Source organism: Leucobacter salsicius M1-8 (assembly GCF_000350525.1).
GTDB classification, from domain to species: domain Bacteria; phylum Actinomycetota; class Actinomycetes; order Actinomycetales; family Microbacteriaceae; genus Leucobacter; species Leucobacter salsicius.
This window is the reverse complement of record NZ_AOCN01000024.1, coordinates 39,282-63,276: the sequence shown is the minus strand read 5'-3', so window position 1 is coordinate 63,276 and position 23,995 is coordinate 39,282. Positions and strand designations below refer to the sequence as shown.

The window sequence follows — 23,995 nt, the reverse complement described above, 5'->3', positions numbered from 1 at the left end:
AAATTCAGCGGTCCCCCCCGAACCCGCTATTTCCCACATCCTACATACTGCGCAATCGAATATTGAATCCATTAGAGGATGCCATGAAAACAGCCTGCGACCGCACATCACTCGGATCATGAATGCTACGACATCAGAGCGCCAGCGAGTGCTCGGCAAAGGAGGGCAGCGCCAGCCCCCGAACCAGCCGGAGGGGCGCACGTACCCGGACGAGTACAGTTTCCGCTTCAGCGACGAGAAGCCCGACGGGCGCACGACGCGACGCGGATCGCGTCATCTTCAACTTCCAGCTCCCAATCGGTGCCCAGCGAGGCAACGCCAGCCCGCCAGTCAGCGCCAAGAGGCTCCGGGTCGATCAGGTGCCGGCAACCGGCGCGGTGGACGACGCCGTAGCGGTCTGCGTCGACGTCGTCCATCTCGATAGCGAACTGGTGCGTCATGGTGTCCCTCCTTTTGGCCGTCGCACGGTGCGATGGCTAGGGAGGGTATGCGCGGCCGCGGAGCATGGGTGCCTGGGCGGAGCATCTGGCGACGCCGCGTGTGGGGCTTTACGCGTCATCCCAGACCCGTATGTGTCATGTCGAACGGTGCAGCACCATGCAGCACCGCCCTGATGAAAGGCATGGCATGGCCCAGAGAACCACTGACCGTTTTCTCTCCATCACCGAGACAATGGAGATGACCCACCTCAGCCGACGCACGCTGCGCGAGCTACGAGCGCGCGACGACCACGGCGGGCTGCCGTTTTACAAACCGACCGGCGGCAAGACGGTGCTCTACCGCGAGAGCGATGTGATCGCGTGGCTGGAACGCGGACTCGTACCATCTCCGCACGAGCCGGAGGCAGCGTAATGTCGGCCGCGCATTCGAAATACATGGACACATTGACAGCCACTACCGAAACCCCCTCCGTTGACGAGTTCCTCGACCGGGTGCTCCCTGATTCCGGCGAACACACTCCCCCGCTTGAACCAGAGACGTTCATCCTCGACCCAGTAGAGCGGTGGGCTGCGCAGCAAGCGGCCACTGCGCCGCCGATCCCTGTGGCCGCTGAGAGAACTGTCGTCGGGCTCATGCGCCAACACCTCTAACCTGCGGCCCTGATAGCCTCGATATTGCCGGATGCAGAGGAATTCCCCGACTCATCTGTTTGGCGATCAGTCTCCCCGCTAACCGCCACGAGATGCGTGAGGGAGCTCGCCCGCATCTGCGCGTCGAGAGTCTCACCCACGAGCGCGGTATCGCCCACCGCGAAGCCCGGCACCAGTTCCGCGCCTGGAACTGTCGCGGCCGTGTCGCGCAGTTCGGCGCGCAGCCCCGCGGCGAACTGCGCCGGGGCGGGCGCGGGCATGAACTGGCTCAGGCTCTGAGTCCGGATCCCATAGGCCGCGCCGGAAGTCGGGCCCAGCACCACGGGCGTTCCGGTGACAAGGAGCTCGGTGCCGGGCGCCCAGTCTTCGACGATTACCGGATCAGGCTGGCCGGTGGAGGGCTGATCAGGGGGTTGCACATCGGTGCGCTGCAACCAGAGCACGACCTTGGTGGGGTGTTCCTCCCCCACCAGTTCGCCCGGCACCCAACCTGAGACGGGCCCGGGCGCCGGGTCAATCCCGTCTAGAACTTCTTCAGGCACCGAGTCGAGCTGCGGAAAATCGCTCAGCCTCACCCGTACATCAAGCGTCTGCCCTGTGGCAACCGCGGTCTCAAGATGTACAGCGACCCGGTGCGATTCCTCGATGCCCACCCGGGCTCCGACCACGAGCAGCAGGGCTGCCAACACGGCCCCGCCACCGAGCAGTGCCCGGTTCATCCGCGCAGCGCCCATGAACCCCAGCGCTATAGCCATGGCCCCAAATGCCGCCCCCAGAGCGACCAGCACCCACCAGGTACCCGGAAACGCGATGACCGTGGCCACTGCGGCCCAGGTCACGCAGGCTGGGCCGAGCACCCGCCACAGCCCCGGCGGAGCCCGAGGGACTGGGCCCACTGCATCAACAGTGGCAGCGGGCGGCATTTGAACCAGCGCACTGTTCACAGTGTTCACGGGGTTCACACGATTCACACCGTTCATACCGTCACCCTGTCTCGAAAGCCCGACAGCGTCTTTGCTCCGATTCCGGTCACCTCGAGGAGTTGGTCAACGCTCGCGAAACCGCCGTTTTGCTCGCGCCAATCGATGATTCGACCCGCCAGAGCCGGGCCGACCCGCGGTAGCGTTTCGAGAAGTGTGGCGTCCGCCGTGTTGAGGTTGACGAGGGGCTCGCCTGCACCCGCAGCAGCCCCCGCCGCTGCGGCCGAAGCGTCCGCGGCACCGGCGTTCACATTGCCTCCAGTCCCCGCCGTGCCACCCGCGGCCAGCGTCTCCTCGTCGGGCACGAGGAGCTGCTCGCCGTCGACCACCAGCCGCGCAAGATTAACCCCGGCAAGCACGGCCTTCTCGCTCGCACCTCCGGCGGCCTCGATCGCATCACTCACGCGGGCGCCGGATTCAAGCTCGACCACGCCAGCGCGTTCAACCGCTCCCACCACGTGCACGAAGAGAGGCCCACCCGTCCCATTCGCAGACTTCGTGCCTTCAGCCGAACTCGCGTTACCCTGCGAGGCAGAGCCCGCGCCTGGGGATCCGGAAGCGCCAGCGTCAACCCCACTCCCGTCGACCCTGCCATTACCTTGGCCGGCGCTGCCCGAGAGGCCGACACCCAGTTCTGGTTGACCGGCGGCGCCCCCACCGGTGGGCAGCTGTGCGCCGAGTGAACTCGCGACAGAGATCCCGATGGCAGCCAGAACGGCCACCACAAACACGGCTACCCCTGCGACCACCGGAGCGCGCACGGCACGCGCGATCCGGCCCCGTATGGGAAGCACCGCAACCCGCTCGAGCGCGCTGGCTCCGCCAGCAGCACCGGCACCCCCGGAAATACCGGAATCGCCAGACCCACCTGACCCCGCATCAACCCGATCCCGCCAGCGGGCGCTCGCGATCACGTCCTCGGAGTGGAGCACCGGGGGCTCCTCCCGGGCGTGAGCTGGGCTCGGTCGGGTGCGCATACCGGCACCGTAGTGCGCGCAACCGAGGCGGCGCCAGAGGGCTGGGCCACATGTGGACAAGTCGGTTCACACGGCAGAGATAGACGGGGTGTGGACGAAGTGTCGGCCCAACACAAAACCGCGGCCGCAGCCCCTTTCAGGGCCGCGACCGCGGTTCAGTACAGCGGAAGGGTTACGCCGCGGGCTTCGTGACGATGCTCACGATCTTGGGCACGCGCACCACAACCTTGACAATCTCGCGGTCGCCGATGGCGTTCTGGACGGCAGAGCTCGCGAGAGCCGCAGCCTCAGCCTCGGCCTCGGTGACCGATGCGGGCAGCGTCAGGCGATCGCGCACCTTCTTGTCGACCTGCACGACCATCGTGACCTCGTCCTCAACGAGCAGCGACTCGTCGGCGGTGGGCCAGGTCTGCAGTGCAACGGTCGGCTCATGGCCGAGCTTCGCCCACATGTCCTCCGACGCGTAGGGCGCGAAGATCGACAGGATCACCGCGATCGCCTCGGCCGACTCACGCACCGCGGGGTCAGCCGCGCCGCAACCGTTGTCGATGGCCTTGCGGGTCACGTTGACCTGCTCCATGAGGCGGGCGACCACGACGTTGAACTTGTACGACTCGACGAGGCCGGGGGCCTCGGCGAGTAGGTGGTGCGTCGCGCGACGCAGCTCCTTGTCACCGGTCGCAAAGTCAACAGGACCAGCAACGCCAGCGCGCTCAACGTCGTCGGCAATGCGCCAGGCGCGAGCCAGGAACTTGGCCGAGCCCTGCACCGACACGTCGGCCCAGTCGATGTCGTCCTCGGGTGGGCCGGCGAACGCGAGGGTCACGCGCAGTGCGTCGGCACCGTGCTCACCGAGCTCCGAAGCGAACTCGACGAGGTTGCCCTTCGACTTCGACATCTTCGCGCCGTCGAGCAGCACCATGCCCTGGTTGAGCATGTCCATGAAGGGCTCTTCGAAATCGACGTAGCCGAGGTCGTGCAGCACCTTCGTGATGAAGCGCGAGTAGAGCAGGTGCAGAATCGCGTGCTCGACGCCGCCCACGTACTGGTCGATCGCGCCCCACTTCTTCGCGGCCGCGGGGTCGAATGCCTGTGTGTCGTCCTGTGCCGAGAAGTAGCGCAGGAAGTACCACGAGCTGTCGACGAACGTGTCCATCGTGTCGGGGTCGCGGTTCCAGGTTTCGCCGGTCTCGGGGTCGACCACGGTCGCCCACTCGGTGGCGGCGCCCAGCGGCGACGAACCCTTGGGCTTCAGGTCGAGGCCCTCGGTCGAGGGCAGCTCAACGGGCAGCGAGGTGCCGTCAACGGGGCGCATTTCGCCGTCGTTGTCGCCGGTCCCGTGCAGGATCGGAATGGGGGTGCCCCAGTAGCGCTGGCGCGAGATCAGCCAGTCACGCAGGCGGTAGTTGGTCGTGGCGCGGCCGGCGCCGCGAGCCTCGAGTACCGCGATGGCCTTCGCGATGGCTTCGGTCTTGCCGAGGCCATCGAGCTCGCCCGAGTTTACAAGCACGCCGTCACCCGAGGTCGCAACGCCACTCTCGGCCGGATTGGGCAGCTCCACGCCGTCTTCGTCCCGTACGTCGACGACGACCCGCACGGGCAGGTCGAACTTGCGCGCAAAGTCGAGGTCACGCTGGTCGTGCGCGGGCACGGCCATGATCGCGCCGTGGCCGTAGTCCGCCAGTACGTAGTCGGAGGCCCAAACGGGAATGCGCTCGCCGTTTACGGGGTTCACCGCGAACAGGTCGAGGAAGACGCCGGTCTTCTCGCGCTCGGTGCTCTGGCGCTCGATCTCGGTCTGCTTCTGCGTGGCGGCCAGGTACTCCTGGAAGGCAGCGCGCACCTCTTCAGAGGCGCTCGCAACCAGTTCACCGGCAAGGTCGGAGTCTGGGGCGACCACCATGAAGGTGGCACCGTGCAGCGTGTCGGGGCGCGTCGTGAACACGGGCACGCGCTCCTCGCGGCCCTCGATCTCGAACTCAACCTCGGCACCGCGCGAGCGACCGATCCAGTTGCGCTGCATGTTGAGCACCTTCGAGGGCCAGCGGCCTTCGAGCTGATCGAGATCGTCGAGCAGGCGATCCGCGTAGTCAGTGATGCGGAAGTACCACTGCGTCAGCTTCTTCTTCACGACCATGGCGCCCGAACGCTCAGACGTGCCGTCGGCGAGCACCTGCTCGTTGGCGAGCACGGTCTGGTCTACCGGATCCCAGTTGACCCAGCTGGCCTTGCGGTACGCGAGGCCCTTCTCGTACATCTTGAGGAAGATCCACTGGTTCCACTTGTAGTACTCGGGGTCGCTCGTGTGCAGCACGCGGCTCCAGTCGAACGACGGCGCGTACACGCGGAACGATGCCTTCTGCTGCGCAATGTTCTCGTAGGTCCAGTCGCGCGGGTCGATGCCGCGCTTGATGGCCGCGTTCTCGGCGGGCAGGCCGAAGGAGTCCCAACCGATCGGGTGCAGCACGTCGTAGCCCTGACCGCGCCAGTAGCGCGCGAGCACGTCACCGAAGGCGAACGCCTCGGCGTGCCCCATGTGCAGGTCGCCCGAGGGGTACGGGAACATGTCGAGGACGTACTTGGTGGGGCGATCCGTCGCCTCGTCCGTGACCTCAAACGGCTTCAGTTCGTCCCAGACCGGCAGCCACCGATCCTGAATCGTCTTGAAGTCGTAGCCTTCGGCTTCACGCCCCTGCTCAGTCACACACACCTCGATCTTGTTCGGGAGAGTCCGCGACAGCGGACATACACCCGTCAAGGATACCGCGCGCTGGCTCCCCGTTTGCGCACCGCGCCAGTGCGTGCAGCTAGGCGGGCCCAGCGCGCAGCGCGGCAAGAATCGATGCGGCCTTTAGGTCTTTCTCGGCACGCTCAGATTCCGGATCCGAATCGGCCGTGACTCCCCCGCCCGCACCGACGAGCGCGAGTGGCCGCTCGCCACCGAGGCCGCGCAGCTCGACACCGCGGATCGTCATCGCTAGCTCGGTGTCGCCGCGATCGTCGATCCACCCAAAGCACCCCGAGTAGAGCCCGCGCGGCTCGTGTTCGAGCACGGCGAGCAGCTCGACGGCGCGTCGCTTCGGCGCGCCCGTCATGGAGCCACCGGGGAAGCAGGCCGTGATCGCATCGGTCACCCCTACGCCCGCGCGCAGCTGACCCACGACCGTGCTCACCAGCTGGTGCACATGCGGGTGGTGCTCGACGTGCAGGAACCCACGCACGCGCACCGACCCCGGCTCGCACACGCGGCTCAGGTCATTGCGCATTAAGTCGACGATCATCAGATTCTCGGCGCGTTCCTTCGCATCGGCCGCGAGCTCGGTGGCGAGCTCGCGATCCCGATCCGGATCGGCGCTACGCGGCCTCGTCCCCTTAATTGGTCGCGTGGAGATCTCGCGGCCGCGCACCGCGAGAAACCGCTCGGGGCTCGCGCTCACGAGCGCCCGGTCGCCTGCGGCAATGATGCCACCGCGAATCGCGGTGCCGGATCGCCGCAGCCGCGCGTACACATCGACCGGATCGAATCTACCTTCGATCGTGGCAGTATCGGTGAGGCAGAGCACGTAGGCGTCACCCCTGGCGATAGCGCGCTTGGCTGCGACGACGTCGTTCTCGTACTGCGCCCGGCTGCGGCGCCAGGAGGCGGTGCCTGCGGCGAGCGCGCTGGCAGAGGTGAGGGTCGAGCCGGGGTGGGATCCTGGGGCGACGCCCCTCAAGGAATCAAGTAGATGCTCGTGGTGTTCGCGCCAGGCTTCGAGGTGCGCGTGCGAGGCTGCGCGGAGTTCGAGTGCGTCTCCCGTAAGGGCGAGCACCGCGTCGAGGCGGAGAGCGAAGGCCGACGCCTCAGAATCGTGCGCCGGCTGCACTCCCTCGAGGGAGACCCCGAACTCGTAGCTAAGCGCGGCAACCCAGCCCGAGTGGAAGCCCACACCGTCTGCGTCGCATGCATCGTTCATGTGGTGTGCGCTCACCACATGTGGCGCTCGGAGCCGTTCGAGGAAGTCTCGCTCGCCGCCGGGATCGGATTCGAACACGTGTTCGGTGACCCCGAAGTAGCTGACGGGCTGCTCCCCGTCGGGTGAGGCTTCCCCGTCGAGCCAGCACCAGGCCAGGCCGGATGCCGCGAGCGTGCGTGCGAGCGTCTCGGCGTCAAAGCTGCCGGGGATGGGTTGCCGCACACCACGCGCGCTTGATTCTTGCACCGTACTAGCGTAGCCGCAGACTTGGCGCGTGTAGCCCGACTGCTACGCTCGCGGGCATGGGACTCACCGACACGCCCTCGCCCGAGCGCACTCTTCTCGTGGCCGACTCATTTCGGGTGCGCGCGCACGACGGTGTCGCCGAGGTGCGCGGGTTGGCACACCACCTGGCCCGGTTTCGCGGGTCGGCGCTGGCTGCGGCGAGCGCGTCACCCGACTCTCGGCCCACCCCTCAGGAGGTAGATGACTTCAGTGCGTCTGCCCTGCCGCGTATTGCCGCCGCGGGTGCGGGGTTTCCGCGGCTTGAGCTGTGGCGCGACACGGGCGGGGCGATGCTGTCGCTCGCCCTTCGCCCGAGTCCCCCGTTGCGGCACGAGATCTCTCTCACCTCGGCAGTACGCCCCTTCGGCCAGCCGACCCCCCAGACCAAGGGGCCCAACATCTCGGCCTACGCAGAACTCGCCCATCGGCTCGGGGGCGAGGTGCTGCTGCTCGACGACGCCGGCCGGGCCGTCGAGGGCACCACGACCAGCCTGATCTGGTGGAAGGCCGACGGTACTGGCTGGTACGCCGCCTCTCAGGATCGCGTCTCGTCGATCACCGAGCTCCTCATGCGGAACATCGCGCAAGATATCGGCGTCGCCCTGTGCCCGGAGTCCCGCACTCCCGCCGAGCTCGCGAAGCTCGAGGTGTGGGCCGTGAATGCGTTGCACGGCATCCGTCCCGTGGTCAGCATCGACGGCCTCGAGTCCGCACGGCCCGATCCGGATCGACTTGCTCAGTACCGCGCCGCACTCGATCGCGAGTGGGGCGCCGTATTCCCCTAGGCTGCTCGCGCTACGACCACGAAAGGCGGGCTCCCTGGATTGGGGAGCCCGCCTGCTGTATTCAGTCGCTAGCTGCGTGCGCGGCGACGTGCCGCGATCATCGCGGCACCTCCGGCAAGCACCGCGAGAGCCGCGATCGATCCGAATGTCGGGGCGAAGGCATCGGCGCCCGTCTGGGCCAGGGCTGGCCGGGTCTTCGAGCCGGCCGGCTTCGTGCCGTCGCTCCCCGTTTCGGCACCGTTGTCGACAGCATCAGCGTCCGCATTGCCTGGTGCCGGAGCAGCCGCAACGGTGAACGCGACGACGGTGGCCTCAGACGCACGTCCGCCGAGGGCCTGGGTCACTGAGAGTTCGTACGAGCCCGGGGCGAGGCGTTCACCAAAGTCGACGGCCCAGGCTTCGTTCGCGACCGTCGCGCTGTACGTGGCCGCTGCAGCACCCGAGAGCTTAACGGTCACGGCTGCGCCGGTAACACCCGCGCCCGCTACGCCCATCGGTGCGGCATCGTGTGCGAAGGAGTCGCCAGCGACGATCGACGTCACTGCCGGCGCTGCGGGCGGCTCTGGCACCGCGTCCAGCACTGTGAGCGCATAGTTCGTGAATCCCGACGTACTGTGACCATTGACCGCAGTCAACTTGTAGGTGAAATCACCGGACGTTCCCGGTGCGGGGAAACTGAACGCGCCGCTCGTCACGGGGACAGTGAATGTCGCCCCAACGCCCGCAATCTCGACACTCTCTGACCCCGGAGCGGTGCCCGTAATGGCGGCACCCGCTTCAACGCTTGAGCCAGCAGCAGGGCTCGAAACGACGGGCGCATTGAGATCGAGGGCTACTTCGTAGCCGCCAGTCTGGGGAAGAGCATGCAGCAGCGACGTCGACCAAGTCCACTGATCCACGCCGGGCGAGGCCACAGTGCCCCCACTGATCAAACCGATGGCGGTATTACCCCGGAGCACAGCGCCTCCTGAGTCACCCGGCGCCGCCAGAACGTTACTGGAGAACCCCCGCACCCACCGCCCGCTAATGTTCGCCCATCCATCGACAACATGGTCGACGCTGTTGAGCGTTCCGGTCGTGAACCCTGTCGTGCGTCCACTCTTGGAGACTTCCCCCGCCGCCGGAGGACCGGTAGCAATGACCGGCAACACACTACCTGCGAGCGAGTCGTTGCTCGGGCCGGCTGACCTCCAGTTGGTGACCGCGGGGAGCGGAATGTATCCCGACGCCGGATCGATCGTGATCACCGAGATGTCGGTCGCCGCAAGGTCGCCGGCCTGTCCCGGCGCGCCGCCGGTGCTCCCGAACTGGTAAAAACCGAATGTGCCCAAATTGGGCGTACCGCTCACTACCGTGAAGCCGGGGCCTCCTACCGCCGGGTCCTGGGACGGCTGCGACAGCACCATGTTGTCGAGCGGCGCGCAGTGGCCCGCGCTCAGCAGCGCGGGATCACCTGTCGGGCTCCAGGCCGCGAAACCAATCGAGCAGGAGAACGCATCGAATGCTGAATCCAGCCCGAGGTAGCCCTGGCCACCTACGACATCACTGGCAGCAAACGCGATGGGAGCTTCGGTGACGGTAACCACACGCGCGGCTTCAGCTCCCGCGGATTCGGCAAACATTTCTACTGCGGCCTCACCCTTTGGTGTGGCGATACTGTCCTCGGTCACAACGACGACGTCCTCACCCGATGCCGTGACACCGAATGCGACGATCTCCGCCCCCGCTTCTTCCGCTGCGCCGACCGCGTCGAGAGTCTCAGCGGACGGGGCGTCGCTTGCGGCTTGCTCGACCGGAGCCACTTCCTCGGCAAACGCCGGCTGAGTAAGGAACAGGCTTCCCATCGAGAGCGCGGCGACCGCCGTCAGCGCAAGGGAACGTCGAGCCGCAAGCGGGCTCCTGGGGGCCAGTGGGGCCATTGGGTGATCTCCTTAGATCATCGGATTGCACCTAGAGGCGCAACCAGGAGCGTATCGCACCCGAGCCAACCTTGCACTGAGTGCTTCATTCAGAATACTCGTCGGAGGCGATGACCCCGACGACATTCGTGATCGGCTCTCACTGGCCTCCCGGGATAGGTGGGAGCGATTCTTGAAGCGCCGACAACGCCGCCGGCATGTCCCGAAAGGAGTTGCCATGAATATCAACGTCCAGGATGCTTCCGTAGAAGCTGCCGTGCGGTCCGGCACATCACGAGCCTTCACGATCGCTTCCCGCGCCGCCCTGGTGGCGACACTCGTCTGGCTCATCGAGCCGATCGCGTTTGTCGCCACGCTGCTCAACCCGGCGAACATGGATCCGGATCAAACCCTCGCCGAATTCTGGAGGATCGGCCTCCCCTTCACATATCTCCTCGGAATCGGTGAGATCGTGTTCGGTGGCGCGATCGGCCTGGCCGTGTACGCCGCCGAGGCAGCCCGCCCGATGCCAGAGATGCGACGGTACACGGTCGCGGCTGCCCGCGCGCTGGGGCTACTGGCGGGGGCCGCGATGGTCGTGGCTGGCGCGATCCGGCTCACCGGAGGCGGGCTCGCGGGCATTGCGCTCACCCTGATCCCGGTCGATGATGAGGGGACTCGATGGCTCGCGCAGCAGAGCTTCATGGTCATACACGAAGCGCTCCGCCTCACCGCGTGCCTCGGCCTCGCTGCCTGGCTCGTCGTCCTTGCCCGCACCGGTCGGCGGGACGGGATGATCGGCCGGGGCGTTGCCATCACGATCACGATCGCGGCAGCACTCATTGCGATTCCCGGAGCCGCGACGGGGCTCCTCACCGGAATGAACCTCGTCGTGGTCGGGCTGATCCCGTAGACGCTCGTCCTGAATTTCTAGTCAGATGAGCGAGATTCAGGGAGAATCAATCCATGGACGAGGCGCTGCTTGTCGCAAGCCGCCTCGCCCACCTCGTCATTGGGGTGGGCGGTGCGATGTTGATCGTCGCTGCCGCCGTCCGACGATCGATCGCCGTCGTTCCCGCCATCGCCGGGGCAGTGCTCTTGCTAGTAATGGCGGCGTCCACGTGGTTCTCGAACGATCTCCCCGCATGGCAGGTAGGGCTGGTCACCGCACCGTGGTTCGTCTGCCTCCCGCTGTTTGCCGCGACGTTTCCCGATGCCCGCTTTGACCCCCGCTGGTCGTTCCCCCTCGCCGTCGTCGCTGCCCTCGCGGTAGGAGCTGACGCGGCAACCGGATTCGCGCTTAGGGACTCCCCCTGGTGGGGCGCGGGGGCAGCACTCCTGATCGTCGCAAGCGGGGCTTGCATGGTAATTCGGTATCGACGCAGCGCGACCACACTGGAGCGGGAGCGCCTGCGCTGGATTCTGCTCGGACTACTGATGACCGCCTCAGCCTTCGCCCTGATCCAGGTCACCGTCGGAGAGATCGGCGGCCCCGGCGAGCGCGAGATCGCGGAAGCAAACCTCGCCGGGCTTCCGCTCGCGCTGGGACTCGTGATCGCGTGCACGGCCCCGCGCCTCTGGAACGTCGATATCGTGTTTCGGGCTGTCGTTCTCGTACTCCTGGCGGGTTGGGCGCTCGCCGCAATCGCCACCGCAGCCGGGTGGCTCGCAAGCCAGGCGGGGGCCTCTCACGTCGCGGCCGCGCGGTGGGCCGGGCTTGCGAGCACGATTCTCGCGTACCCGGTCATTCGAGGGGCGACTCGGGCTGCCGGATGGCTAGTATTCCGCGACCGCCTCACCCCGTCAGCCGCTGTCGCTCGACTCAGCTGGATGCTTACACGTGACGATCCACTGCCCGTGGCCGATCGCATTCAGGCCGCGGTGCGGGGCGCCACCGGCGCCGCCACCGTCACCCTCGATACGCAGCATGCTCACGATCCGGATCAAGAGGCCACCGCAGCCACCGATTCCTCATTTCCGCTGGTCTTTCGAGGCCTGCAGATCGCAACGATGCACGTCGCTCCGAGACTCGGTGAGTCCGAACTCACGCCCCGTGACCGGGCCGTGATTGCCGCGCTCGCGCAGCATGCGGCCCCGGCCCTCGCCGAGGCCGAGGCACTCAAGGCCGCGACTCGGGCACAGACCGCGCTCATCACCGCACGCGAAGAGGAGCGCCGCACCCTGCGCCGCGAACTCCACGATGACCTCGGGTCTGCGCTCTCGGGCCTTGCCCTCAGCGCCGCCGCGATTGCACACCGGGCGGCCTACATTGATCCGGCACTTTCGAACACAGCCCAGGAGCTGTAGGAGGACATCCAGGCCTCCCTCGAGCGGGCGCGGGAGATTTCGCATGGCCTCCGCCCCGCGGTGCTCGACGACCACGGGCTGGTAGCCGCAATTCGGGCCCGCCTCGGTGATACATCCGACCTCGACTTCCGTATCTCGAATCTCGGCGTGCTCCCGGCGGCCGTCGACCTCGCTGCATTGCGCATCATCCAAGAGGCGATTACCAATGTGCGACGCCATGCTCAAGCAACGCAATGTATCGTCGCGATCGACCGCGTTGATGGCGTCAATGACATCGATGGCGCCCTGCAGATCACCGTCATCGACGACGGAGTCGGTGTTCATCTCGCCTCGCCTTCAGGAATGGGCATGCGGTCCATCCGAGACCGCGCAAACGAGCTGGGCGGCGAGGCCGAGTTTGACTCTCCCGCTGGCGGGGGCACTCGGCTGCGGGTCTGGCTGCCGCTGGGCAGCATCCAGGAAGGCACGACATGACCCGCATTGTCCTCGTCGACGACCACCCGCTGTTCCGCAAGGGGCTCATCGCACTGCTCCGCGCGAACAATCACGAGGTTGTTGGCGAGGCCGCTTCCGGCCTCGAAGCGATTCAAGTCGTCGCGCGCGAACACCCCAACCTCGTGATCATGGATCTGTCGATGCCCGAGATGGGAGGCATCGAGGCCACGGAGATGCTCACCGCAGTGGACCCCAACCTCCGAGTCGTCGTGGTGACGCTGCACGACGACGAGGCCACCGTGGCGAGGGCACTTCGAGCGGGAGCGAGCGCCTACGCCACAAAACAGGCAACACCCGAACAAATCCTGGCCGCGATCGATGCGGCGACCGCTGGTGCACTGTGGGTCGGCCCGGGAGTGCCCCGGGCCCTCGCGCGACAAGAGCACCAAACCTCGTCGATATCACCGTCGCCCAGCATGCTGCCTGGGCTCACCCCGCGCGAAGGCACGATCGCCGGCCTCGTCGGCCGTGGCCTCACCAACCCAATGATCGCCGCACGACTGAACCTCTCTGTAAAAACGGTCGCGAACTATGTTTCCACGATCGCGCTCAAACTCGGTGCGGATAACCGGGCCGACCTCGCGATGCGCATTCGCGTGGCGCGCGATCATTAGGCCCGGTTTCACCTCCTAGGGTGTGTGCTTTGCGTCGTGTTCTCCCGTCGAGGCCACCTCAACGGCCTGTTCCACGAGCATTGCTTCGTCGAATCCCTCGGGTAGGGCGACGACCTTAAAGAACTCGGGCCGCATGATTCGCCAGACGACGTCATCATCTTGCGGTAGGACCAAACGCAGGCATACCCGGTCAGGCCGCCGTAGAAGGCGATCATCAGGCCGATCGAGCCGATGAGCGCACTCAAGAGGTTTGCGCTGATCAGCGTCACCAGCGCGTAAGTGTCCAGCAGCAAGAATGTGCTGATGACCGCGGCTCTCCCATGAACTGACTGACAGTCGAACGAGAGGGCGGCAGTTTAGGCCGACCGATTTCTGCTCACAACCGCCACTATCTGGGCGTATTCAAGGACTCAGGTAGCTCTAAATTTCACGCGGTGAGACGCGCCCCGATCTGGGAATCGAAGACGCACTTGTGAGCAAGCCCCTCACAGTTACACCTTGTCACTATCGATTTCACGATTCCCCCGAGAAACTGGTGGCCGCCACACCAGCACGGCAACGACCACCGCAAGGATGAGCGTCGTGAGCGCAAACGGGATGGGAATAAGTGGGTCGATAAGCACCAGAATCCCGGAGGCGGGCAAGACAGTGTTCACGACCCAGTCTGCGCGCTGACGCATTGCGAACAGCCAGGTGCCCAGCAGAAAGACTGCGATCGGCACGGTAAACGCGAAGGACGCGTAGGGGGCAGTGAGCACACTCGTTCCCCTGATCACATCGATCTCCACTTCAATGCCCGCCGACAGCGCACCGGCGGCAGCAAAGATGAAGTAGTGCCCGTAGCCATACAGGAGCGAGCTCCTCAACCCCCCGATCGCGTGGTGGTGCGGTGTCCAGAAATAGATCCACCAAAGGGCAGCCGTCGTCACCAGTGTCAGTACGGCGATGGCGATGAGCTGCCCGAGCACCCGTGCATCACCCAGAGCATCGATGATTGCGTTGGTGCTGGCGAGCAGACTCAGGCCGAGCAGGATCAACGCGAGTAGACCGTATCGCTCGGTAATATGCTGCGCGTGCCAGGGTGTTGATCCGGAACGCTCGGCCAAGGCCGGCACGGCAAGCTCTGCGACGATCGATGTCGCGATCGCGATCGTCATCAGGTGAGGCGGCAGCAGCAAAGCCGCGATCCAGAATACCTGCACCGCCAAAATGCCGATGGCGTAGGTAATGGTCGCCCGTCGCGCAATGCCCGCTGAGCGGGAGGCCCGCAGCCATTGCGCAACCAGGGCCAACCGCATCACCACATACGCGAGGACCAGAACCGTGTAATCGTGTGCCTGAAATGCGGGAGCGATTCCTGAGGCGAGCACCAGCACGCCGCCCATCTGCAGAATCGTCGGCACCCGATAGAGCCAATCGTCGGTGTCGAATGAGGTGGAGAACCAAGTGAAGTTCATCCAGGCCCACCAGATCCCGAAGAAGACGAAGGCATAGCTCGCGAGGCCCCCCAGACGTCACCGCCGGAGAGAGATCCGTGCAGCTCGGCTGCTGCGATGCTCACCGCAATGGCGAAGACCAGGTCAAAGAACAGCTCAAGCGAAGAAGAGACGCGGCCTGGCTCGCTCGGATCCCGTGGCCGCATGGTCACCAGGCGAAATCGCGGAGGAACAGTCATGTGGGTTCTTTCCAGGGAAGTGAGGCGGTCGCGCCCAGAGCGGCCCGACTATCAGACAGATTCTGCCCCCTCCGATGCCGGGCCCGCAAGCGCAGCCGCTGCCAGCCCGATTCGCAACCTGGTTCCCCGCTATTACGACCCAACATTCAACGCCACCCGGATCTTCCGTTACACCAATACCACTCACGACCTAGTCTGTGTTCAAGATCACGGGCGATCAGAGAGTGGGCTTGCAGATGCACACACGAGCGCGCATTGTCAGACCGCGCCGGGCGGCGACATCACTCGGTATCGCGCTGATGATGACGAGCTGCGCTCGGCGCAGGCGACCTCCAGGTTGAGGTGCACGATCCCAATGGAGTGCTGCTGCCGCTCAGCTGGGGCCCCGAGCCTCACGAAGGCACCAGCAACTACGACCGCCCTGACGACGAGTGGGGCATGGGGATCAATTTCAATCAGCCGGGATGCTGGCAGGTCGCGATGATTCGTGACGCTGACACCGTCGCAGACTTCTGGTTCTCAGTCGAATAGCATTGCCTGGCCAGGCCAGGCCAGGCCAGGCCACCCAGCCACCCAGCCACCCAGCCACCCAGCCAACCTACAGCGCGAGCTTTGTGACGCCAAGCCCTTCGGGCACCTCGGTGTGCGTGATCAGCAACACCGAGCGGTCTGCGGGCACGGCACCCAGCAGGTCGTGCAGCAGTGTGTCTGCGAGCGGTCCGTCGACGCCCGCCGTAGGCTCGTCGAGCACCACCACGGGGAAGTCGGCAAGCAGCACGCGCGCGAGCGCGATGCGCTGGGTCTGGCCGCCCGATACGAGCGCGCCGCGCTCGCCGATCGGCGCGTCCAGCCCGCCGCGGGCTTCGGCCCACTCACGAAGCCCCACCCGATCAAGCGCCGAAAGCAGCTCCTCATCGCTTGCGGTGTCGCGCGCAAACTTTAGGTTTTGGCGCAGGTCAGTGTCGAACAGATGCGGCTGCTGCTCACACAGGCCGACGGTCGCTCGTACCCACTCAATGGGCAGGCTCGACACCTCGACTCCGCCGAGACGGTACGAGCCGCGATAGGTGAGGAAGCGGGTGAGCGCGAGCGCGAGCGTACTCTTGCCCGCCCCGCTCTCGCCCGTCACGATGAGGGTCTCCCCCGGGCGCAGCGTGAACGACACCCCGGATACCGCATCAGACGAGGCACCAGGATGGCGTACGGCCACACCGTGCAGCTCGATCGTCGTGTCGACAATCTGTTCACCGATGCCGGCAGTTGCTACGGAAGCCGAGCCAGCACTAGCACCCTCGACGACGAGCTCTGCCGGCAGCTCACCCTCGGTCAGCCCCGCGATCCGGTCAGCACTCGAGCGCACGGCGCGGGCGGCGACCAGCGCCGCTGGCACCTGTGCGAAGATCTCAAACACGGCGGCGGGCAGCACCGTTACGGCCGCCATCAGCGGCGCGGTGATGCCCGCGCCCGAAGCGCCAGAAACGATGAGCAGGATCGCGAGCGTGGCCACGCCCGAGCCACACGCGAGCAGTGCACCCGTGCGCCCGGCGGCTGCTGCGCGCCCCCGTTGAATGCGCGACAGTGCCCGCTCGGCTACAGCGATCGAGTCGCGCGCCTGGCCGAGCGCGCCAAATGCAGCGAGCGTCTCAGTGCGGGTGAATCGTTCGAGCAGCGCGTCGCTAAGCCGCGCACGCGCCTCGCTGAGCTGGCGATCGTGTTCGCCGGCGGTGCGAGTCGCGAGCCATACGGCCGCACACCCCGACACGGCCAGACACGCGGCCAATACGAGCGCCGAGAGCGGCGAAATCAGTGCGACCGCGGCCACCGACAGCAGCACCACAATCGCGCTCGTCACGAGCGGCCCGCGCACGCGCAGCGCCTCGTCCTGCAGCTGATCGACGTCATCAACAAACGCTGAGAGCAGCTCGCCCCGCCGGTTCGTGGGCAGCGCACCCGGTACCCGCGGTACGAGCGCTTCAAAGGTCTCGGCCCGCAACGGAGCCAGCTGCGTGAGCACGGCATCGTGCGTGTTCAACCGGTGCACATAGCGCAGCGCGGCCCGCCCGATTGCGAGCGCGCGCACCCCCACGATCGCGAACGTGAGGTGCAGAATCGGGGGTTGCTCGGCCGCGCTCACGATGAGCCACATGCTGAGCCCCAGCAGCCCCACGACGCACAGGTCTGCGAGCGTGCCCCACGTTACACCGATCGCATTGCGCATTGCGGGCGGCAGCGCGCGGGTAATAACCCGGTCGCGGCCGACGGTGGTGCTCTGAGCGGATGCGGTCATTTGCCCGTCCTGTCTGCCAACACGGATGTCTCGGAGTGCGGGGCCGCCAATGTGACGACACGGTCTGCGGCGGCGAGCACCGCGGCGCGGTGGCTCACGACGACCACCGCGACGCCCCGGTCGGCCTCGGCCCGCAACGCCTTGATGACGCGCGCCTCAGTGCCGGCATCGAGTGCCGAGGTGGGCTCGTCGAGCAAGACCAGTGGTGCATTGCGCGCCCATGCCCTGTAGAGCCCGCGTGCGATCGCTACGCGCTGCGCCTGACCGCCCGAGAGCCCCGCGCCGAGGGCGCCCAGGGCAGCGTCGGGGGCGATGCCGCTCAGCTGCGCGGCATCAAGGGCACGCGATACCAGCTCCGGATCGGGCGTCTCCTCACCCAACGCCACGTTTTCGGCGATAGTTCCCCGTGCAAGGTCGGGCTTTTGGCCCACCCATGAGACGGTGTCGGGTCGGGTGATCTGGCCCGAGGCGACCTCGGCGAACCCGAGCACCGCGGCGAGCAGGCTCGACTTGCCTGAGCCCGACGGGCCCGCGAGGGCGACGAACTCCCCCGCCCCCGCGGTCAGCGAGACGGGACCGGCGACGATGTGGTCGCCGCGCCGGATCATGGCCGCTTCAACGGCCAGGATGGAAGCCTCGGGCGACTCGCTTCGCTCGCGCACGCTGACGTGCGAAGCCTGGCCTGCGTCGGCCGAAGCTGCGCCATCGATCAGGTCGAAGACATCGCTCGAGGCGGCGAGACCCTCGGTCGAGGCGTGGAATGCCGCCCCCACCTGCCTGATGGGAATGAAAGCCTCGGGCACGAGCAACAGCACGAAGAGCCCGAGCGCGAGCGGGAACGCGCCGTCGACGAGCCGGGTGCCCACCGTAACGGCCACGAGCGCGATTGAGAACGTGCCCGCGAGATCGAGCACGAAGCCCGAGAGAAACGTGACGCGCAGCACCTTCATGGTGCGCAGGCGGTAGTCATCGGCCTCCCGCGCAATGCGGGCGGCCTGCCGGTACTCCCGGCGAAAAATCTTAAGAGTAGAGAGCCCCTCGACCGCGTCAAGGAACGATCCCGAGAGCCTCCGCAGCTGCGCCCACTGGCGATCCTGCACAGTCTTGGTCGCGAGGCCGATGAGCACCATAAACATGGGAATCACGGGAAACACGATGAGCACGGTAATGCCGCTGACCGGATCAGCGAGCAGGATGGCCACGACGAGCACCGGCGTCGCCACGACCGCGAGAATCAGCTGCGGCAGGTAGCCAGAGAAGTAGCCGTCAAGAGCGTCGAGCCCGCGGCCTAAAATCGTGGTCGTCTCGGCGGCAGGTACCGCACCATTCGATGCCACCCCGTGTAGTGCGGCCCTGTCGAGCGCATCGAGCGCCGCTGCGCGCAGCTGTTCCTTCGCGCGCACGGCGCCGCGGGCCGCGGTGACATCCATCGCCCAGCCCGCGACCGCGCGCACAACGAACGCGGCCGCGGCACCGGCGACGAGCGAGGTGAGCTGGCCCGGATCCGGAGCATTCTCACCAATTCGACCCGCGCCTCCCCCGGCCCCCGCGAGCACCGGCAACGCGACCACCGTGAGGGCGTTCGCGAGGAACCAACACCAGGCGACGGTTGCGAGGGTGCGCAGGAGGCCGAGGCCCCCGCCGAGCGCGAGCACACGGCGCGCGGCGGAGGCATGGCGCAGGAGGCGCGGATCGAGCGGCTTCATGGCGCTAGTGTGCCGTGGCTTCTTCGGAGGCGTGCTCCGCCGGAATCGAAGCGTGCGTGATGCGCTTGCGGAACACCCAGTACGTCCACGCCTGGTAGGCGATGACGAGCGGCATCGTGAACACCGCAACCCAGGTCATCAGCTCGAGCGTCATCTGCGAGCTCGCAGCGCCCTTGATCGACATTGAGTATGCCGGATCGATGCTCGAGTGCATCACGTTCGGGAACAGTGCCATGAAGATCGCGAGCAGCACGAACGCGATCGCGACCGTGTTGCCGGTAAAGGCCCAGCCCTCGCGGCCTCGCAGGTTGGCAACCCACGCGGCAATCAGCGCGACTGCCGCGACCGCGGAGCAGGCAATGATCAGCGGTATCTGATCGCTGCCGGCGTGCTGCATGATCGTCCAAACCAGGAACAGCGCACCGACCACGATCGTGACGACTCCGGCCTTTGTAGCGAGCGAACGAGCGTTCTCGCGCATCTCCCCCGTCGTCTTCAGCGCCACGAACACGAGACCGTGGGTGAAACAGAGCAGCATCACGGCGAGACCCCCGAGCAGCGCGTAGGGGTTGAGCAGCGTGAGGAGCGTGCCCTCGTAGATCCAGCCGCCCTGTTCCATCGGGGAGATGGGAACGCCCTGCGCGAGATTCGCAAACGCGACGCCCCACAGGAACGGGGGCAGTACCGAGCCCCAGAAGATGAACTGGTCAAACCAGCGGGTCCACTTCTGACCCTTGCCCAGGTGGCGGTACTCGAACGAGACACCACGCAGAATAAGGGCGACGAGGATCAGCAACAGGGCGAGGTAAAAGCCCGAGAACATCGTGGCATACCACTCGGGGAACGCCGCAAAGATCGCGGCGCCGGCGACGATGAGCCAGGTCTCGTTGAGGTCCCAGACCGGGCCAATCGTGTTGATGAGGATGCGGCGGTCAGTGTTGTTCTTGCCGAGGAACGGCAGGGACATGCCGACGCCGAAGTCGAAGCCGTCGAGCACGAAGTACCCGATGAGGAAGACGCCGACAATGAGAAACCAGACGGTTGTGAGGTCCATGGTGTTGGTTCTTCCTTCCTAGTAGACCGTTGCGGCGGCCGTGTGGTCGACTTCGCCGTGTTCATCGAGTTCGAGCTCGGGCGGGCCTTCCTTTGCGGCTTTGGCGATGAGCTTGAATTCGACGACCGCGAGCGCGCCGTAAACGAGGGTGAACACCGCGAGCGATACGAGCACCGCCCACGCCGGGACTCCCGGCGACACCCCTTGTTCGGTCGTCATCACCCCAAACACGATCCAGGGCTGACGGCCCATCTCGGTGAAGATCCAGCCGACCAGCGATGCGAGCATCGGCAGCGGGGCGGTCCAGAGCGCGACCGTCCAGACCCACTTCGGCAGCTTCGTGTTTTTGCGCGTGATCCACAGGCCAACGAGCGAGACGAGGGCGGCGACCGCACCGAGGCCGATCATCCAACGGAAGGCCCAGTAGGTGACCCAGATGATGGGCGCGAACTGTCCGTCGGTCGGGCAGGTGAGCAGCGAATCGGGTGATCCACAGTACATCGCCGTGTACTCGGCCTGCAGGTCGCGAATGCCCTCGACGGTGCCGTCGAACGAGTTCGTGGCGAGCACGGAGGCGAGGTACGGAATGCGTACCGAGAAGATCTCGTGCGCGCCGTCGGGGGTGCCGAGGCTGAACAGCGAGAACGAGGCGTCCCGTCCGGTGGCCGTGTCATACATGGCCTCGGCCGCAGCCATCTTCATGGGCTGCGTCTGGCTCATCACGACGCCGAGCGAGTGGCCGGAGAGGCCCACGCCCATGAACGCGAGGATGTTGGCGACCGCGCCAAATCGTAGCGTCGTGCGCATTTCATCGACAAACTGGTTGCGCTTGAGGTGCCATGCTGCGACGGCGACCATGACGGTGCCGGCGAACATGATCGCCGCGAAGATGGTGTGGGGAAACTGCGTGAGCGCGACGGGGTTGAGCAGTACGTCAACGATGCTCGTGAGCTCGGCTCGCCCCTTCTCCTCATTCAGTTCGTAGCCGACCGGGTTCTGCATGAAGGCGTTCGCGGCCAGGATGAAGTAGGCCGACATCACTGTGCCGAGCCAGACCATCCAGATGGTGGCGGCGTGCACCTTCTTGGGCAGCTTGTCCCAGCCGAAGATCCACAGGCCGATAAACGTCGCTTCAAAGAAGAAGGCAATGAGCCCCTCCATCGCGAGCGGTGCGCCGAAGATGTCTCCGACGAAGCGCGAGTAGTTTGACCAGTTCATACCGAACTGGAACTCTTGCACGATGCCGGTGACGACACCCATCGCGAAGTTGATGAGGAAGATCTTGCCAAACAGCTTCGTGAGGCGCAGGTACTTGGCGTTACCCGTCTTGACCCAGGTGGTCTGCAGAATTGCGACGATCAGGGCCATACCAACGGTAAGCGGCACGAAGATGAAGTGGTACAGCGTGGTCAGCCCGAATTGCCAGCGCGCTAGGGCTAACGCGTCTAGGTTCTCAATCATGTAGTGCTCCACAGTGCAAGGGATAGATCCACTAAAGGACCATTCACTCCCTTAGTGAGATCCGCCACGAGATATCATTCTCGCCGGAGCACCGACCGGTGGCCGGTGCTCAAATTCTATTGATTTACCAGGTCAGGCGCGACTTACATTCGACGTCAAGAGAGATTTCACTCGACGCCGAGAAATCTCGACACATGCGCCCGCATGGAGGAAGCTCCGCGATCCCAATGAACCACTAGCGAACAGGTGTCGCCAAGTCGGCGGGGATATCGTTTCGGCGAACAGTCGGTTGCCACCGCGTAGACTGGCCTGGTGACAGAGAACACCCCGCCGGACTCCCGCCCACGCCTCGCAGCTCGGCTCGAGGACTGGATGCACGCGCGCCGCGCCAAGCGCGCCGTGGCCAAGGGCAAGACTCCCGCGGTGATTCCTTACATCGGGTACGGCACGACCGAATGGGTGCGCGTTCTGGGGCGGGTACTCTACCTTCGCCCAGACAGCCGGGAGCACACGAGGTTTCGCCCCGATGTCGCCGCGGTGTCGCGGGTGCGCGGCTGGCGCACCTTCACGAGCCTCTCGGTGCCGCACCAGCCCGTGCAGGTTCTGGTCGATGGCGTCCCCGTCGCCGAGGTCGTTGCAGATCGCGGCGGCGTGATCGATTCCATCGTTCCGGTGTCGCTCTCTGCAGGCTGGCACACCGTCACCATGCAGGCCGGCGACAGTGAAGCGGCGCACGCGCCGGTGAAGATCGTTGACCCACAGGCCTCCCTCGGCGTGATCTCTGACGTCGACGACACCATCCTCATGACCGCGCTCCCCAAGCCGTTCGTGGCCGCGTGGAACAGCTTCGTGCTCGACGAGCACGCGAGAAGCGCCACCCCCGGCATGGCCGTGATGCTCGACCACATCACCGCGCACCACCCCGGGAGCCCGGTCATCTATCTCTCCACGGGCGCCTGGAACGCCGCCCCTGCCCTGAGCCGATTCCTCGCCCGCAACCTGTACCCGATGGGGCCGCTGTTGCTTACCGACTGGGGGCCAACCCACGACCGCTGGTTTCGCAGCGGCAAGGAGCACAAGCGGCGCGAGCTGCAGCGCATTGCGCGCGAGTTCCCCGACATGCGCTGGATCCTCATCGGCGACGACGGCCAGAACGATGAACTGTTGTACCACGAGTTCGCCACGTCGCACCCCCAGAACGTCGCGGCGGTGCTCATTCGCCAGCTCTCGGTCGGCCAAGCGGTGCTCGCCGGCGGCCGTTCGAAGGCGCGCGTCAACCGAACCACGAGCGGCGTGCCCTGGGTCTACGGCCCCGACGGTGCGACGCTGCGTGAGGAGCTGCGAAAGCTCGGCTTGCTGTGAGCAGCCCGGTCTCTCGCCCGTGGCGCAGGTTCGAGCGCGATCTGACCGGCCGTTTTACCGTCAAGGTGCGGCCCTCCTGGTTCCAGCTCCTCAAGGGCGCGGCGGCCTCGATCATCACCTGGTTCGTGTGCGCGGCAATCTTCACCGAGCAGATGCCCATCTTTGGCGCGATCGCTGCCCTGCTCGTGATGCAGGACAACGTCGATCAGTCGCTCACGAAGGGCCTCGAGCGCGTCGTCGGCGTGCTGATCGGGGTGTCAGTAGCGATCGGTGCCGGATCGCTGTTTGGGGACCAGTCGTGGCTGTTCATTGCCGCGATTCCCGCGGCAATGGCCGTCGGATGGCTGCTGCGGATGACTCCCGCCTCCGCGAACCAGGTCGCAATCAGCGCGCTGCTCATGATCGCGCTGGGCGGCCTCCAGCTGCACTATGGCGTTGAACGGCTCGTCGAGACCGCGATCGGGGCCGCCATCGGCGTGCTCATCAATGCCCTCGTCGTGGCTCCCGTGCGCAACTCGTCGATGCACGAGGCGATCGTCATGCTCACGGACGATGCCGCGCTCGTGCTCGAGGAGATCGCAGACGGCCTCACCACGCCCCGCGATTCCGAGTGGCTCGCCCAGATGCTCGCCGATGCGCGGGCACTGCAGGCCGAGCGTACCCGGGTGCACCAGTTGCTGCGGCAGGCCCGCGACAGCCTGCGCTTCAATCCGCGCAGCCGCCGCTACCGCGAGGCGCTCGAAGAGGACGACCGGCAGTTCCAGCGGCTCCAGCCCATCGTCACCCAGGTGATCGGCATGGCTCGCGCACTCACCGATCTCTACTCCCCTGATCTGGCCTCCGACCCGACCGTTCACGGCATGGCCGACGAGATGCGTCGCGCGGCGCACGATCTGGCCCGCCTGGCCCACTCGGAGGAGCCCAACACCTCCGAGCCGCCCGCCTTGACCGCGCCCTACACGATCCCGCAGCCCAGCCCCGAGCACTGGGTGCTCGTGGGCTCACTGATGGAGGATCTGCGGCGTGTGCGGGGCCGGATCACCGGCGAGATCGAATAGCGCG

21 protein-coding genes are annotated in these 23,995 nt (G+C 66.1%); 10 read left to right on the top strand and 11 right to left on the bottom strand.

Annotated elements, in window-relative coordinates; genetic code table 11:
- Positions 1–227: 227 nt before the first annotated feature.
- Positions 228–440: a hypothetical protein gene (locus C795_RS0111930; RefSeq protein WP_017793986.1), complete on the bottom strand. Its 213-nt coding sequence runs from the start codon at positions 438–440 to the stop codon at positions 228–230.
- Between the two features lie 187 nt (positions 441–627).
- Here C795_RS0111930 and C795_RS17270 point away from each other — a divergent pair, with 187 nt between their 5' ends.
- Both C795_RS17270 and C795_RS0111920 read left to right on the top strand, forming a co-directional pair.
- Positions 628–852: a helix-turn-helix transcriptional regulator gene (locus C795_RS17270; protein ID WP_017793985.1), complete on the top strand. Its 225-nt coding sequence runs from the start codon at positions 628–630 to the stop codon at positions 850–852.
- Positions 853–875: 23 nt separating this feature from the next.
- On the top strand, positions 876–1,091 hold the full coding sequence (locus C795_RS0111920; RefSeq protein WP_157487110.1) for a hypothetical protein: 216 nt from the start codon (positions 876–878) through the stop codon (positions 1,089–1,091).
- Here the strand turns inward: C795_RS0111920 and C795_RS0111915 are convergent.
- The 4 genes from C795_RS0111915 to C795_RS0111900 form a co-directional block, all read right to left on the bottom strand.
- Positions 1,088–2,071 carry a hypothetical protein gene (locus tag C795_RS0111915; protein ID WP_017793983.1) on the bottom strand — a complete coding sequence of 328 codons (984 nt, stop codon included), beginning with the start codon at positions 2,069–2,071 and terminating at the stop codon, positions 1,088–1,090. The genes C795_RS0111920 and C795_RS0111915 overlap by 4 nt on opposite strands.
- Positions 2,068–3,048 carry a ComEA family DNA-binding protein gene (locus tag C795_RS17595; protein ID WP_083879259.1) on the bottom strand — a complete coding sequence of 327 codons (981 nt, stop codon included), beginning with the start codon at positions 3,046–3,048 and terminating at the stop codon, positions 2,068–2,070. Before C795_RS17595 ends, C795_RS0111915 begins: the two co-directional genes overlap by 4 nt.
- A 172-nt stretch (positions 3,049–3,220) precedes the next feature.
- Positions 3,221–5,752 (bottom strand): leucine--tRNA ligase, encoded by a 2,532-nt coding sequence (gene leuS / locus C795_RS0111905; protein WP_017793981.1) that lies wholly within the window; start codon positions 5,750–5,752, stop codon positions 3,221–3,223.
- 103 nt (positions 5,753–5,855) lie between these two features.
- Positions 5,856–7,250 carry an anthranilate synthase component I family protein gene (locus tag C795_RS0111900; RefSeq protein WP_232225487.1) on the bottom strand — a complete coding sequence of 465 codons (1,395 nt, stop codon included), beginning with the start codon at positions 7,248–7,250 and terminating at the stop codon, positions 5,856–5,858.
- A 56-nt stretch (positions 7,251–7,306) separates the two neighbouring features.
- Between C795_RS0111900 and C795_RS0111895 the strand changes: the two genes are divergently transcribed.
- Positions 7,307–8,074, top strand: coding sequence for an aminotransferase class IV (locus C795_RS0111895; RefSeq protein ID WP_017793979.1), 768 nt, complete (start codon positions 7,307–7,309; stop codon positions 8,072–8,074).
- 68 nt (positions 8,075–8,142) lie between these two features.
- On the opposite strand, the gene C795_RS0111890 is transcribed toward C795_RS0111895, so the two are convergent.
- Positions 8,143–9,993 carry a chymotrypsin family serine protease gene (locus C795_RS0111890; protein WP_017793978.1) on the bottom strand — a complete coding sequence of 617 codons (1,851 nt, stop codon included), beginning with the start codon at positions 9,991–9,993 and terminating at the stop codon, positions 8,143–8,145.
- A 217-nt stretch (positions 9,994–10,210) separates the two neighbouring features.
- On the opposite strand from C795_RS0111890, the gene C795_RS0111885 reads away from it, so the two are divergent.
- From C795_RS0111885 to C795_RS0111870, 4 genes are read left to right on the top strand one after another with little or no spacing between them, the layout of a single operon-like run.
- Positions 10,211–10,885, top strand: coding sequence for a hypothetical protein (locus C795_RS0111885; protein ID WP_017793977.1), 675 nt, complete (start codon positions 10,211–10,213; stop codon positions 10,883–10,885).
- 53 nt (positions 10,886–10,938) lie between these two features.
- The gene (locus C795_RS0111880; protein ID WP_017793976.1) at positions 10,939–12,279 is read left to right on the top strand and encodes a hypothetical protein; all 1,341 of its coding nucleotides are present in this window, start codon (positions 10,939–10,941) and stop codon (positions 12,277–12,279) included.
- Positions 12,280–12,339: 60 nt separating this feature from the next.
- Positions 12,340–12,753: a sensor histidine kinase gene (locus C795_RS0111875; RefSeq protein ID WP_017793975.1), complete on the top strand. Its 414-nt coding sequence runs from the start codon at positions 12,340–12,342 to the stop codon at positions 12,751–12,753.
- A complete protein-coding gene (locus tag C795_RS0111870) occupies positions 12,750–13,388 on the top strand; it encodes a response regulator transcription factor (RefSeq protein WP_017793974.1) in 639 nt (212 codons plus the stop codon). Before C795_RS0111875 ends, C795_RS0111870 begins: the two co-directional genes overlap by 4 nt.
- Positions 13,389–13,879: 491 nt before the next feature.
- On the opposite strand, the gene C795_RS16325 is transcribed toward C795_RS0111870, so the two are convergent.
- The gene (locus C795_RS16325; protein WP_017793972.1) at positions 13,880–14,845 is read right to left on the bottom strand and encodes a low temperature requirement protein A; all 966 of its coding nucleotides are present in this window, start codon (positions 14,843–14,845) and stop codon (positions 13,880–13,882) included.
- A gap of 560 nt (positions 14,846–15,405) precedes the next feature.
- On the opposite strand from C795_RS16325, the gene C795_RS0111855 reads away from it, so the two are divergent.
- On the top strand, positions 15,406–15,594 hold the full coding sequence (locus C795_RS0111855) for a hypothetical protein (protein ID WP_017793971.1): 189 nt from the start codon (positions 15,406–15,408) through the stop codon (positions 15,592–15,594).
- 67 nt (positions 15,595–15,661) lie between these two features.
- On the opposite strand, the gene cydC is transcribed toward C795_RS0111855, so the two are convergent.
- Genes cydC through C795_RS0111835 form a run of 4 tightly spaced genes read right to left on the bottom strand, consistent with a single transcriptional unit; the run spans position 15,662 to position 21,571 of the window.
- The gene (gene cydC, locus C795_RS0111850; protein WP_017793970.1) at positions 15,662–17,350 is read right to left on the bottom strand and encodes a thiol reductant ABC exporter subunit CydC; all 1,689 of its coding nucleotides are present in this window, start codon (positions 17,348–17,350) and stop codon (positions 15,662–15,664) included.
- Positions 17,347–19,056 (bottom strand): thiol reductant ABC exporter subunit CydD, encoded by a 1,710-nt coding sequence (gene cydD / locus C795_RS15965; RefSeq protein ID WP_017793969.1) that lies wholly within the window; start codon positions 19,054–19,056, stop codon positions 17,347–17,349. The genes cydC and cydD overlap by 4 nt, the downstream gene beginning before the upstream one ends.
- Positions 19,057–19,060: 4 nt before the next feature.
- Positions 19,061–20,110, bottom strand: coding sequence for a cytochrome d ubiquinol oxidase subunit II (gene cydB / locus C795_RS0111840; RefSeq protein WP_017793968.1), 1,050 nt, complete (start codon positions 20,108–20,110; stop codon positions 19,061–19,063).
- A gap of 18 nt (positions 20,111–20,128) precedes the next feature.
- A complete protein-coding gene (locus C795_RS0111835; RefSeq protein ID WP_198008472.1) occupies positions 20,129–21,571 on the bottom strand; it encodes a cytochrome ubiquinol oxidase subunit I in 1,443 nt (480 codons plus the stop codon).
- Between the two features lie 372 nt (positions 21,572–21,943).
- On the opposite strand from C795_RS0111835, the gene C795_RS0111830 reads away from it, so the two are divergent.
- Positions 21,944–22,933, top strand: a complete 990-nt coding sequence (locus C795_RS0111830; RefSeq protein WP_017793966.1) for an App1 family protein — start codon at positions 21,944–21,946, stop codon at positions 22,931–22,933.
- Positions 22,930–23,991 (top strand): FUSC family protein, encoded by a 1,062-nt coding sequence (locus C795_RS0111825; protein WP_017793965.1) that lies wholly within the window; start codon positions 22,930–22,932, stop codon positions 23,989–23,991. The genes C795_RS0111830 and C795_RS0111825 overlap by 4 nt, the downstream gene beginning before the upstream one ends.
- Positions 23,992–23,995: the final 4 nt, after the last annotated feature.